Raw genomic sequence first — 12890 nt, forward strand, 5'->3', positions numbered from 1 at the left:
AATCCTGCATAAGCAAGAGTCAGACGGATGCCGTTGCCGCCACGGTGCGTTCCTGGGAGAGCACCGCCGCGATCTTCCGCGCACCGCGCACCGCCAAGGCGACCGAGGTCACCGTGGGGTTGCACGCGGTCGCGGTCGGGATGACGCCGTTGCCGGCGACGAAGAGATCCGGCACGCCCCACACCTCGCTGTCGCGGTCGCACACGCTCGTGCCGTCGTCGGCCACACCCATCCGCGTCGAGCCCTGGTAGTGCAGCGATGAACCCAGCGGCAGGGTGAAGGGGCGATCCCCGACCGGGTCGCCGATGGCCTCGGCCAGGCGCACGATCTCCTGCCGAGCGCGCTCCACGACCTCGTGATCGCGATCGGTGAGGCGGTAGTGGATCCGCGGAGCCGGCATCCCGTATCCGTCGACGTGCTCGTCGTCGAAGACGACGCGGTCGTCGGCCTGCAGGTCCTTCGCGCAGAAGAGCCCGAGGCCCACGATCGACCCCGGGACCACCGGGTCGTCTTCGGCCAGCGGAATGGGTGAGGCGTCCAGCTGCATGATCTGACCGTGGAAGGGCATGTCGTCGGTGAACGGCACCCAGCTGACGCCGCTGTACTCCGCCAGCCCGGCCGTCGGAGCATCCTCCGCGAGCGGGGGCATGTCGCGCAGGCGCGAGGCGAAGACCACCTGGGCCTGATCGTTGAGGTACCGCCCGAGGGCCTCCGGGCGGATGCCCGACGCCCACAGCAGCTGCGGCGTCCGCAGAGCATCGGCGGCGACGACGACGAAGCGCGCCGCGACCCGGTGCTCCTCCCCCGTCCGCAGATCGCGCACGATCACACCGGCCGCGCGGCCGCCCTCCACGAGCACGCGCACCGCGAGCGACTCGTCGAACAGCGAGAAGCCGGGATTCTCCCGCGTCGCCTCGCCGAGCACCACGTCGGAACCCGACCACACGAGGCGGCCGTCGTCGCGCCGGTGGACGGCGAGCGGCATCCTCTGGACCTTCGTCTCGTCGACCCGGCCCGCATCGACCGCGGCGGAGAGACGTTCGCGCACGATGGCGCCGAACGGCGCGGAATCGAAGGCGTTCCGCGTGACGCCCAGCAGACGGTCGCCCTCGTCGAGCAGTTCGTCGAGGTCGTCGAGGAAGGCGATGCGCTCGCTGTCGTTCGGGCGCGGGCAGGCACCCGTCCAGTGCGCCGACATGCCGCCGACGTTGCTCGACATCGCCGCGACCGGCAGACCGTCTTCGCCCTCGAACGCGTAGCCGTCCTCGAGCAGGAACGTCCCCGGCCGCGCCCCGCGCACTCCGGCCTTCGCGGCCCCGGGGTTGGCGACCTTCGCGCCGCGCTCCCCCGGTCCCTCCGACGCCGCCTGCGCGCGAGCGCGCTCGGCGGGGTCGGAGATGTTCTTCACGTGCGCCCCGGGCGGGGTGGACACGGTGGGGCCGACTTCGAACATCGCGATGGTCGCCCCCGGCGCCCGCTCCGACAGGATGCGCGCGTACGCCGATCCGGTCGGACCGCTACCGACGATGGCGACGTCGACCGACTCCGGATACCGCCGCCCGCTCATGCTGCGCGCGCGATCTCGACGACGTGGGCGACCGAAGCCTCCGACGCGATGGTCGGGTAGTACTCCAGGCCGACGGGCCCGTCGTAGCCGCTGTCGCGCAGCAGGCGGAAGCGCTCGGCCCAGTCGAGCCGGCCCGTGCCGGGCTCGCCGCGGCCCGGCGCGTCGGCGAGCTGCACGTAATGGATGAGGTCGCCGGCGTTCGCGAGCTCGGATTCCATGTCTTCTCCCTCGACGGCCGAGTGGTAGATGTCGTACAGCACGCCGAAGTTCGCCGACGCGACGCCGCGCGCGACGTACACGGCCTCGGCGGTGCGGTCGAGCAGCGAACCCGGGTGGTCCACCCGGACGTTGACCGGTTCGAGCACGAGACCGACGCCCGATCCGTCGATCTGCGCGACGGCTTTCCGGTAGATCTCGATGAGCTTGTCGAGCTGCACCTGCCGCTTCCACCCGCCGAAACCCGTGCCGCTGCCGACGACGATGCGCGGGCACCCCAGGTCCTGCGCGATCGAGACACCCTCGTCGAGCTTGCGGAAGAACTCGGAGTGGTCCCACGGCGGGATCATGAACTGCGTGCGGGGCTCGGCCAGCTGCGCGGTGAGCTGCACGCCGGTCTCTTCGAGCGCCGCCTTGAGCGCCGGCAGATCCTTCGGGGCCGCGGGGGCGTCCACGCCCGTGGGACCCCACATCTCGACGGCGTCGAAGCCCGCGGTCGCCGCCGCGCGCACGCGGTCGTGGTAGTCACCGGCCTCGGTGAAGAGGAGTTCGATATTGGGGGCGAGGTGATACACGAGGGTGTCCTTTCGACAGACGCGAGGCGCGACGATCGACGGATGCCGGGAATGCGGCATCCATCTGGGCAGGCTCAGCCCGTGAGGCCGGGTATCCGGCATCGGTGTGGAGAAGGCGTCAGCTGATCGGCCGACGGCCGGCAGCGAAGCGGGAGAGGCGTCAGCCTTTCAGGCCGCCGGCGAAGCCCTGGATGAAGCGCTTCTGGGCGAACATGTAGAAGAGCAGGATCGGGATCATCGAGATGATCACGACGGCGAAGATCTTGTTCCAGGCCGAGACCAGCCCGCCGACGTAGGTGTACATCGCGACGGGGAGGGTCTGGGTGGTGGAGCCGCCGAGGAAGATCAGCGAGTTGAAGAAGTCGTTCCAGACGATGAGACCCGCGAGGATCGCGACCGTGCCGGTGGCGGGCGCCATCAGGGGCAGCACCACGCGGAAGAAGGCCTGTACGGGCGAGGCACCGTCGATGACCGCGGCCTCTTCGTATTCGGTCGACAGCCCGCGGAAGAAGCTGGCGTAGAGGAAGACCGACAGCGGCATGAGGATGCCGATCCAGAGGATGATCATGCCGAAGGCATTGCCGGTCAGACCGATCGAGCGGGCACCGATGTACAGCGGCACGGTGCCCAGCTGCGCGGGCAGGATGATGGCGATGAGGACGAGGTAGTACGTGATCGTCGTCCATCTGCGCGTGCGTCGAGCGATCACGTAGGCGGCGACGGACCCGAACAGCACGAGACCGGCGATGGACCCGGCGGTGATGATGACGCTGTTGAGGATGCTCATCGGGATGCTGTTGCGCCCCGTCGAGGTGAGCACCGAGACGAACGCACCGAGGTCGATGCTCGTCGGCGGAGCGACGGCGCTGCTGGAGAGGGCCTCCTTGTCACTCTTCAACGCCGTGACGACGAGGATGTACAGCGGCAGAAGGCCGATGAGGGTGACGACCCACACGAGCACTTCGCGAACGGCCGTGAACTTCGTGTAACGGAACATCAGGAGACCTTCCCGACCTCGCGGTCGCGGGTGACGTACTGCTGGAGGATCGCGAACGCCAGGATGATGACGGTCAGCACCAGCGCGAGCGCGGAGCCGAAACCGAACTGCCCGAGGGAGAACGCGTTCTTGTAGACCTCGGTGGCCAGGGTCTCGGTGGCCCCGGCGGGTCCGCCGCCAGTGAGGGCGAGGATCTGATCGAAGATGCGCAGCCCCTGGATGAGGCCGAGCGTCGTGGCGATCGCGATCGAGGGGCGGATGGCCGGGACGACGACGTTCCAGAAGCGTCCCCAGACCCCGGCGCCATCGAGAGCGGCGGCCTCTTCGACCTCGACCGGCACCGAGGCGAGGCCCGCCAGGTAGATGACCATCGTGAACCCGGTCTGCTGCCAGACGACGGTGATGAGGATCGCCCAGATGGACCAGGTCGGGTCGGCGAGCCAGGTCTTCTGGAACTCTTCCAGGCCGATCGCGCCGAGGAAGCCGTTGAGCGGACCGTTGAACTGGAAGATGAACTTCCAGACGTACGCCACCGCGAGCGGGCTCAGCACGACCGGCATGAACAGCAGCGTGCGCAGGATGTAGCGGGTCTTCAGCGTGCGATTGATCGCCAGCGCGAACAGCAGCCCCAGGACATTCGTCAGGATGACCGACCCGAACGCGAGGAAGAGCGTGTTCCACACGGCGCCCAGCAGCTGCGGGTCGGCGAAGATCTTCGCGAAGTTGTCGAAGCCGGTGATCTCGAACGACCCCAGCCCGATCCAGTTCGTGAAGGCGAAGAAGCCGCCGGTGAGGGTGGCGGCGTACTGCACGCCGAGCACGAGGACGATGGCCGGCAGCGCCCACCACCACTGCCCGTAGCTGATGAGGGGCTTGCCACCGCGGACGGGTCGTTGCGAGGTCCGCCGCGCCTTGGGCGGCACGGTGAGCGTCCGCGTGCTGTCTTTTTCGATGGTCACAGTCATCTGCTCTCTGACTTCTTCGTCGAGGCGCCCTGTGAAGGCGGGTGCCGGTTCACCGACTATCGCACCCTTGTGTCGAAAAGACACATTAGTTCCACGGATGGACCGCATAAGGAGGCGGGAGCCCCGCGGCGCAAGGCGTACTGCGAGGATGCCGCGGTGAGCTCCTCTTCGCGCGACGGTGCGCCCCTCGATCTCTGGTCCCTCTTCCTCGACCCGCCCGCCGAGGCCCGCCCCCGGGCGTGGTGGCACTGGATGGACGGCAACGCCGACGCCGAGGGAGCCGTCGCCGACCTGGAATGGCTGCACCGCGTGGGCGTGCGCGGCGTGCACCTGTTCGACGGGGGCATGGGGGTGCCCCTGGTGGTCGACGCCCCGCGGCATCCGGGGACACCCGAATGGGACGACGCCGTCGAAGCCGCCGTGACCACCGCCGCGCGCCTGGGCATGGAGATCGCGATCGTGACCTCGGCGGGGTGGAGCGCCGCGGGCGGACCGTGGGTGGAGCCCGCTGATGCGATGAAGAAGGTGGTGTGGAGTGAGACCGTCGTCGAGGGCGGCTCAGTCGACATCACCCTGCCGCCCCTGCCCGATGCCGCCGGCGGCTTCCAGGACGCCGCGCGCCACGGCGCCGACGGGTCACCCCGGTGGTGCACCGACTGGCGCGTGGTCGCGTTCCCCGCCGATCCCGGCCAGACCCCCCTTCGCCCCACGGCCTATATGAGCGAGGGTGCGGAGATCGACGGCGCCCCGCTTATCGACCGCGCCTTCGGGGACGGCATCCGTCTCCCCCGCGATCCCGACGCGTGGTCGGAGGCCGTTCTCGAGGCCGTCTTCGACGAGCCCGTGACGGTGCGCGCGGTCACGCTCGGGCTGCCGGGACCTCGCGGCTTCGGGGCGGCACCCCCGCCGCTGGCGGTGCTGGAGGCCGAGGACGGCGCCGGATTCCGCGAGGTGGCGCGGCTCGATCCCACGACCGTGGTCGCCCGCACGGCCGCTTTCCCCGCCGTCACCGCGCGCCGCTTCCGCCTCGTGCTCTCGGCGGCGAGCGCGAGCGAGGCGCTGCCGCAGCTGTCGCCGGGGGTCCGGATGCCACCGGTGCTGCGCCGCGCCGATGCCTTCGTCGTGAGCGAGTTCGCGCTGTTCACCGGGCCCCGCGTGCATCACGCCGAGACGAAGGCGGGCTTCGGAGAGGAGCGCGACTTCTACGCCCTGGACTCGGTGGACGACCCCTCGACCCGCGCGATCGACCCCGGCCGGGTGGTCGACCTGACGGACGCCTTCGACGGGCGGCGGTTGCGGTGGGACGCCCCACCCGGGTCGTGGCGCGTGCTGCGTCTGGGCGCCTCGCTCACCGGCCAGACGAACGGACCGGCCCCCGCGATCTCGACCGGCCTCGAGGTCGACAAGCTCGACGGCCGTCGCGTCCGGACCTACCTTCGGGCCCATCTCGAGCGCTAACGTCCGCGGACAGGCCGCTTCACCGCGCTGCTGAGCGACAGCATCGAGGCCGGTGCCCAGAACTACACCGACGATCTCGCCGAGCGCTTCGCCATCGCGCGCGGCTACGACCCGACCGCGTGGCTCCCCGCGCTGGCGGGGTACGTCGTGGGCGGGGCGACCGCCAGCGACGGTTTCCTGTACGACTATCGCCGCACGCTGGGAGAGCTGCTCGCGACCGAGTACTACGGCACACTGTCGAGCGAGGCGCACAAGCGAGGAATGACGTACTACGCCGAGGCCCTCGAAGACGGGCGACCGCAGTGGGGCGACGACCTGGCGATGCGCGCGCCGGCTGACGTGCCGATGGGCGCGATGTGGACCTTCGACCCGGCTGCTGGGCCGAAGCCCACGTACGTCGCCGACCTGAAGGGCGCGTCGTCGGTCGCGCACGTGCACGGGCGCACCTGGACCGGTGCCGAGGCGTTCACGTCGTTCGGCGACCCCTGGGGTTGGATGCCGTCGAACCTCAAGCACGTCGCCGACCTGCAGCTGGCGCTGGGGGTCACGCGGTTCTGCGTGCACACCTCGCCGCACCAGCCGGCATCCACTCCCCCGCCCGGGATCGCGCTGGCGCCCTTCCTCGGTCAGGCCTTCACCCGCCACGAGACGTGGGCCGAGATGGCCGGTCCATGGATCGCCTACCTCGCACGCTGCTCGGCGGTGCTCGCGGCGGGCCGGCCGGCGGTCGACGTCGCAGTGTTCGTCGGGGAGGAAGCACCGGTGACGGGCCTGTACGAGAACCTCCTCGACCGCACCGTGCCCGAGGGCTTCGACTTCGACTACCTCGGCGTCGCCGGGCTCGATTTGCTCGAGGTGGAGGGCGACGAGATGGTCGCCGGCCACTCGCGCTACCGGGCCCTGTTCCTCGGCGGATCGAGCCACCGTCTGACCGTGGCGACCCTTCGGCGTCTTCGCACCCTGGTCGAGGCGGGAGCGACGATCATCGGCCGACGTCCCGAGAAGTCGCCCTCTCGAGGCGACGACCCGGCGGAGTTCGCTGCGCTCGTCGCCGCGATCTGGCGCGCGACGAGCGTCATCGAGATGACGGATCTGCCCGGTGCCCTCGCCAGCCTCGGCGTCGCTCCCGCCCGTCCCGTGACGGGCGCCCCGGTGCGCCGAATCGCCCGTGTGGTCGACGGACGTCGCGTGGACTTCCTCGCCAATCCGTCACCCGACCCCGTCACCATAGCGCTCAGCGCGTTGCCGCAGAGCGTCGAGGTCTGGGACCCGGTGTCGCTGAGGCGGAGCGCACTCGCCCCCCTCGACGGTCGGGCCGAGGTGTCGCTTCCCCCCTTCGGCTCGGTCTTCGTCGTCGACGGCGCGGAGGCGGTCGCCCCGCCCGTCGAACGCCGTCTCGCCGCCACGGGGATGTGGAGCGTCGATTTGCCCGGACTCGCCACCACCGCCCACGGCGACGCCCCGCACCCCTGGACCGACGACGGCGCGTCCGCCCGGGGATTCTCGGGGATCGGCGTCTATCGCGCCCGGCTGACGACCCCGGATGCCGCCCCCGCCGGCCGCATCGAGCTCGACCTCGGCGCGGTCCACGGCGTCGCCCGCGTCCGCGTGAACGGACGTGAGTGCGGGATCACGTGGACGAGCCCGTACCGCGTCGACGTCTCGGACGCGTGGCTCGAGGGAGCGAACGAGGTCGAGATCGACGTGGCAGTCCCCTGGCGCAATCGACTGATCGCAGAGGCCGCCCGACCCACGGGCGAGATCTTCGCACCGATGACGCAGGTGTTCTCGGCCGACGCCGAGGTGCGTCCCGCGGGCCTCGCCGGACCGGTGACCCTCGTCGACATCGCCTGATCACGGGCGAATCCGTCGCACTACTGCACGGCATCAACACAGCTAATGTCGAAAACCGACGGATGTATGTCACTCTGAAGACGCGGCCCCGACGCCGCACCAGCCGCTCCCGGGGCTGGAGACAAAGAAGTCACCGAAAGGGTTCGTTCCATGCCACAGCACCGTTCGCTCCGGCCCCTCCGTCTTCCCCTGCTCGCAGCCCCCCTCGCCGGCGTCCTCCTCCTCGCCGGATGCTCGGGCAGCGGCGACTCCGGGAGCGGCGACTCGGCCGACGGGTTCACCGTCATGGTCGCTCAGGCCAATGACGACGACCAGTCGTACGCCAAGGTCCTCGAGGCCTACGGACAGGAGAAGGGCCTCAACATCGAGGTCATCCCCTACCCCTCCGACGGCTACAACACGCAGGTCACCACGCAGTTGCAGGCCGGCAATGCCGCCGACGTCATGATCCTCGCGCCGGGCACGGGTCAGCCGATCTCGATCGTGAACCTCGCCCAGGCGGGGCTGCTCGCACCGCTCGCCGACTCCTCCACGGGCGTCATCCCCGCGAACGCCGAGAACCAGTACCAGGTCGACGGCAAGACGTACGGCCAGCCCACGGCACTCGTGCCCGTCGGCCTCGTGTACAACAACGACGCCGCCGCCGAGGCCGGCCTCAGCGAGTACCCCGAGACATACGAACAACTGTTGTCGGACTGCAAGACCGTCCGCGACGCCGGCAAGTCGTTCACGGTCCTCGCCGGTGGGATCCCCTTCAACACCGGTTTGATGGCCCAGCTCATCTCGGCGACGCGCGTGTACGAGGCGGAGCCCGACTGGAACCAGCAGCGCGCCGACGGCACGGTCACCTTCGCCGACTCCGAGGGCTGGAAGGAGACGCTGCAGGACCTCGTCGACATGAACGCCGGCGGCTGCTTCCAGGACGGCGTCGCGGGCGGCACGTTCGACAACATCACCGCCGGCCTGGGCGGCGGCACGTCGCTCTCGGCCGCCGTGCCCGGCAGCGCGGCGAGCTCGATCGGCCAGGCCAGCGGTGCCACGCTCACCGTGCAGAGCTTCCCGCCCGCGTCGGGCCAGAAGCCGTTCCTGCTCGCCTCGGCCAACTACGCGTGGGCGGTCAACGCCAAGGCCGACGACGCCAAGAAGAAGCTCATCCAGGACTTCCTCGACTGGGTCGCCACTCCCGAGCAGGCGAAGAGCTTCGCCGACTCGTTCGGCGCGGTCCCCATCGCGGGAGCCACGACCGACGGCCTCCTCCCGCAGTACACGACGGTCGGCTCGCTGCTCGAGGCGAACGCGTACACGGGCCTGCCGAACGCCGCCTGGCCCAACGCCGCGGTCTACGACGCGCTCGGCACCGGCGTCCAGGGCCTGCTGACCGGCCAGAAGACGGTCGACCAGGTGCTCGCCGACATGGACAGCGCCTGGGGGTGATCCGGTCTCGGCCGACCGGCGTCCCCGCGGGCGACGGTCGGCCGATGTCCCCCTCCCAGACCGATCGGCTGTCGCCCCACGGGGCGGCGGCCGATCGCCCGTTCCCCTCGACCGCTGGAGCCTCGTGACCACCTTCCGCAACCCCGTCCTGGGCGGCGACCGCCCCGACCCCGCCGTCATCAAAGTGGGCGACGAGTACTGGATGACGTACTCCTCGTTCGAGTCGGCCCCGGGGCTCCCGCTCTATCGCTCCCGCGACCTCGTCACGTGGGAGTACGTCACGGCAGCGCTTCCCCACCCCGTCGGCAGCACCTTCGCCGTCGACATCGCCGAGGTCGACGGGCGCTTCTTCATCTACATCCCCTTCGTCCCGGCATCCTGGTCCAGCCTCACCGAGCCCTCGATCTTCGTCATCCACGCCGATGCCATGGAGGGCCCCTGGTCGGAGCCCATCGACCTCGGCATCCGCGGGGCGATCGATCCCGGTCATGCCGTGGGCGACGACGGAACGCGGTACCTCTTCACCAACGGCATCCGTCGCATCGCGCTGAGCGCCGACGGACTCTCGACCGTCGGCGAGCTGGAGCACGTCTACGACGGGTGGCACTACCCCGATGAATGGATCACCGAGGCCTACGCCCTCGAGGGGCCGAAGCTGTTGCGAAAGGACGGCTGGTTCTACCTGATCAGCGCCGTCGGCGGCACCGGCGGGCCTCCCACCGGGCACATGGTGATCGCCGCCCGGTCGCGTTCGGTCGACGGTCCGTGGGAGAACAGCCCGCACAATCCCGTCACCCGCACGACGGATGCCGCGCAGGCCTGGTGGTCGCGCGGTCATGCGACCCTCGTGCCCGGGCCGACCGGCGACGGCTGGTGGATGCTTTCGCACGGCTACGAGAACGGTTACCGCACGCTCGGACGGCAGATCCTGCTCGAACCCGTGACCTGGACCGACGACGGGTGGCCCGTGGGCGCCGACGACATCGGCGGCGACCTCGAGGCCCCGGCCGGGGCCGCCCCGCAAGCGCAGCCGGCGTCGTGGACCGACGATTTCGCGGCCCTTCCCTCCGGCGAGCGCTGGACGTTCCACGCCCCCGGGCCCGATGCGGCTGCGCGGCTCCGCCTCGATCACGGCCTCGTGCTGGCGGCGAAGGGCTCCTCCCCGTCCGACACCTCTCCCCTGGTCGCCATCGCGCCCGACCACTCCTACGAGATCGAAGCCGACGTCGAACTCCTCGGCGACGACACCGAGGCCGGGCTCCTGCTCTTCTTCAACGACCGGCTGTACGTCGGAATCGGCATCGACGGCGACCGCATGCTCACGTACTTCGGCGGGCACCCGCACCACCGACCGGAGCCGGCACCGCCGGTGCGGCGTCTGCAGCTGCGCATCCGCACGATCGAGCACATCGTCGAAATCCACTACCGCGAACCCGGGGGCGCGTGGACCCGCCACGGCCTGCGCTTCGAGGTGTCGGGCTACCACGCCAACACCGTCGGCGACCTGCTGAGCCTGCGTCCCGCGCTGTACGCGACCGGTTCCGGCTCGGCGCGCTTCCGCTGCGTGTCCTACCGGCCGCTGTCGTGAGCTCCCGCATCGACGAGCTCGTCTCGCGCATGACGTGGGACGAGAAGCTCGGCCAATTGCAGATCGTCTTCCGCCCGAACCCCGACGACGCCGCCGCCCTCGTCCGCCGGGGCATCGGCTCGACCTTCTGGCCGCCGTCCGCCGCGGCCACCAACGCGCTGCAGCGCGTCGCCGCGGAAGAGACGCGACTCGGCATCCCGCTGCTCGTCGGACTCGACGTGATCCACGGGCAGCGCACGATCGGTCCCATCCCCCTCTCGCAGGCCGCCGCCTTCGACCCCGGGCTCGTGCGCGAACTCGCCCACCTCGCCGCGCGCGAAGCCCGATCGGGGGGCGTGACCTGGACCTTCTCGCCCATGGCCGACGTCTCGCGCGACCCGCGCTGGGGCCGCGTGTCCGAGGGGTTCGGCGAGGACCCACTGCTGACCTCGCTGCTCGTCGCCGCCATGGTCGAGGGCTATCAGGGCGACGATCTGTCAGCCCCCGACGCCATCGCCGCGACGGCGAAGCACTTCGTCGGGTACGGCGCCGGCGAAGGGGGCCGCGACTACAACGGCGCCGACCTGTCGGAGCGCGCCCTGCGCACCGTGCACCTCCCGCCGTTCGACGCCGCCGTCCGCGCGGGCGCGGCGTCGGTGATGGCCGCGTTCACCTCGGTCTCCGGTATTCCGATGCACGCTCACCGGCGCCTGCTGACCGACCTGCTCAAGGGGGAGTGGGGCTTCGGCGGTGTCGTCGTGGGCGACGCCGAGGGCGTGGCCAACCTCGTGCCGCACGGGGTGGCCCGTGACGTGCCGGATGCCGTCCGCCAGTCGTACCATGCCGGGCTCGACATCGAGATGGGCGGCGCTCCCCTCTCGCTCACGGCCGACGACCTCGCGCCGGGCCGCCTCGACCCCGCCCGCATCGACGACGCCGTGCGCCGGGTGCTCCGACTGAAAGAGGCCCTCGGTCTGTTCGAGAACCCCTACGTCGATCCCGCCGCCGAGATCACCGCACCGGATGCCGCATCGCGCGCCCTCGTGCGAGCCGCCGCCGCGCGCGGGAGTGTGCTGCTCCAGAACGACGGCGTTCTGCCGCTCGTCGACCCGCGCTCGGTGCTGCTCACCGGTCCGTACGCCACCTCGACCGACCACCTGGGCGCGTGGGTGCAGTTCTTCGGCGCGCACGCGGGCACCGTCGCCGACGACCTGCGCGCGCGCCGTCCCGACCTCGATCTGATCGTCGAGGAGGGCGCGGACTTCCTCTCACTCGACGACACGGGCATCGCCGCGGCCGCGGAGGCCGCTCGTCACGTCGAGATCGCCGTCGTCCTGGCGGGCGAACCGTCGGCGCTTTCGGGCGAAGCAGCCTCCCGCAGCGACCTGGCCCTGCCCGGCCGTCAAGAGGACCTCATCCGCGCGGTCGCCGCGACCGGCACACCCACGGTCGTCATGCTGGTCACCGGTCGGCCGCTCGTGGTGGCCGGCTGGATCGACCACGTCGCCGCCGCCGTCGTGGTGTGGCACGGCGGCACCGAGGCGCCGGCCGCCATCGTCGATCTGCTGCTGGGCGAGGCCGAGCCCGCCGGACGCCTGCCGATGTCGTTCCCCCGCTCGGTCGGCCAGGTGCCGATCCACTACGCGCACGAGAACACCGGTCGCCCCGCGACCACGGGCGGCACCCTCACCGTCGAACACCACGACGTGGGGCTCCACGGCCCCGGAAACGTGGAGAACAAGTACACCTCGAAGTACCTCGACCTGCCCCTCGGTCCGCGATTCGCGTTCGGCCACGGGTCGGGCTACGCGCGCTTCGCACACGAGGCGCCGCGGGTGTCGACATCCATTTTCTCGGCCGAGGGCCCGCGCGACGAGACCGTGCTGACCGTCGAGATCGAGGTGAGGAACGTCTCGAACCGCCGTGGCGATGAGGTCGTGCAGGTCTTCGCCCGCGACGTGGTGGCCACGGTCACCCAGCCGGTGCGGCGCCTCATCGGCTTCGCGCGTCAGACGGTGGATGCCGGCGCCACCGCGACCGTGACCATCCCGGTGCGGCGGGAATGCCTGGCCCTGTGGCGCGACGGATGGGTGGTCGAGCCGGGCGCTTTCGAGCTGCACGTGGGTGGCTCCCTCGATGCGACGCAGGTGGTGATGATCGCGGCGGAGTGACTCGGATCACGATCGGGAATATCTTCAGCCATTGCATCGATGTGATTGATACGCTCGGGCTCAGCCGATTCGTTCCACCCCGGCAC

Annotated in this window: 8 protein-coding genes and 1 pseudogene; 5 read left to right on the forward strand and 4 right to left on the reverse strand. The window is 70.6% G+C overall.

Going from position 1 to position 12890, the window contains the following annotated elements; all coding sequences use genetic code 11:
- Positions 1–19 precede the first annotated feature (19 nt).
- From AS029_RS06575 to AS029_RS06590, 4 genes are all read right to left on the reverse strand, one after another.
- Positions 20–1567 carry a GMC oxidoreductase gene (locus AS029_RS06575; protein ID WP_058231800.1) on the reverse strand — a complete coding sequence of 516 codons (1548 nt, stop codon included), beginning with the start codon at positions 1565–1567 and terminating at the stop codon, positions 20–22.
- The gene (locus tag AS029_RS06580; RefSeq protein WP_058231801.1) at positions 1564–2358 is read right to left on the reverse strand and encodes a TIM barrel protein; all 795 of its coding nucleotides are present in this window, start codon (positions 2356–2358) and stop codon (positions 1564–1566) included. Before AS029_RS06580 ends, AS029_RS06575 begins: the two co-directional genes overlap by 4 nt.
- 160 nt (positions 2359–2518) lie before the next feature.
- The gene (locus AS029_RS06585; RefSeq protein WP_058231802.1) at positions 2519–3355 is read right to left on the reverse strand and encodes a carbohydrate ABC transporter permease; all 837 of its coding nucleotides are present in this window, start codon (positions 3353–3355) and stop codon (positions 2519–2521) included.
- The gene (locus AS029_RS06590) at positions 3355–4320 is read right to left on the reverse strand and encodes a carbohydrate ABC transporter permease (protein WP_058231803.1); all 966 of its coding nucleotides are present in this window, start codon (positions 4318–4320) and stop codon (positions 3355–3357) included. The genes AS029_RS06585 and AS029_RS06590 overlap by 1 nt, the downstream gene beginning before the upstream one ends.
- 156 nt (positions 4321–4476) lie before the next feature.
- On the opposite strand from AS029_RS06590, the pseudogene AS029_RS06595 reads away from it, so the two are divergent.
- From AS029_RS06595 to AS029_RS06610, 5 genes and pseudogenes are all read left to right on the forward strand, one after another.
- Positions 4477–7038 (forward strand): annotated as a pseudogene (locus AS029_RS06595) (glycosyl hydrolase); the annotation flags it as partial.
- Between the two features lie 150 nt (positions 7039–7188).
- A complete protein-coding gene (locus tag AS029_RS18055; RefSeq protein WP_342341538.1) occupies positions 7189–7632 on the forward strand; it encodes a glycosylhydrolase-like jelly roll fold domain-containing protein in 444 nt (147 codons plus the stop codon).
- A 150-nt stretch (positions 7633–7782) separates the two neighbouring features.
- Positions 7783–9066: an ABC transporter substrate-binding protein gene (locus AS029_RS06600; protein WP_058231804.1), complete on the forward strand. Its 1284-nt coding sequence runs from the start codon at positions 7783–7785 to the stop codon at positions 9064–9066.
- A 124-nt stretch (positions 9067–9190) separates the two neighbouring features.
- Entirely contained in the window at positions 9191–10654 is a 1464-nt protein-coding gene (locus tag AS029_RS06605; protein ID WP_058231805.1) for a family 43 glycosylhydrolase, read from the forward strand.
- The gene (locus tag AS029_RS06610) at positions 10651–12804 is read left to right on the forward strand and encodes a glycoside hydrolase family 3 N-terminal domain-containing protein (RefSeq protein ID WP_082642197.1); all 2154 of its coding nucleotides are present in this window, start codon (positions 10651–10653) and stop codon (positions 12802–12804) included. Before AS029_RS06605 ends, AS029_RS06610 begins: the two co-directional genes overlap by 4 nt.
- Positions 12805–12890: the final 86 nt, after the last annotated feature.

The organism is Microbacterium enclense (genome assembly GCF_001456955.1).
Lineage (GTDB): Bacteria > Actinomycetota > Actinomycetes > Actinomycetales > Microbacteriaceae > Microbacterium > Microbacterium enclense.

What these genes read in the sequence shown, in the direction of transcription:
- AS029_RS06600 (WP_058231804.1), top strand. Translation starts at nt 7,783, where the DNA reads ATGCCACAGCACCGTTCGCTCCGGCCCCTCCGTCTTCCCCTGCTCGCA.
- AS029_RS18055 (WP_342341538.1), top strand. Translation starts at nt 7,189, where the DNA reads ATGTGGAGCGTCGATTTGCCCGGACTCGCCACCACCGCCCACGGCGAC.
- AS029_RS06590 (WP_058231803.1), bottom strand. Translation starts at nt 4,320, where the DNA reads ATGACTGTGACCATCGAAAAAGACAGCACGCGGACGCTCACCGTGCCG.
- AS029_RS06585 (WP_058231802.1), bottom strand. Translation starts at nt 3,355, where the DNA reads ATGTTCCGTTACACGAAGTTCACGGCCGTTCGCGAAGTGCTCGTGTGG.
- AS029_RS06575 (WP_058231800.1), bottom strand. Translation starts at nt 1,567, where the DNA reads ATGAGCGGGCGGCGGTATCCGGAGTCGGTCGACGTCGCCATCGTCGGT.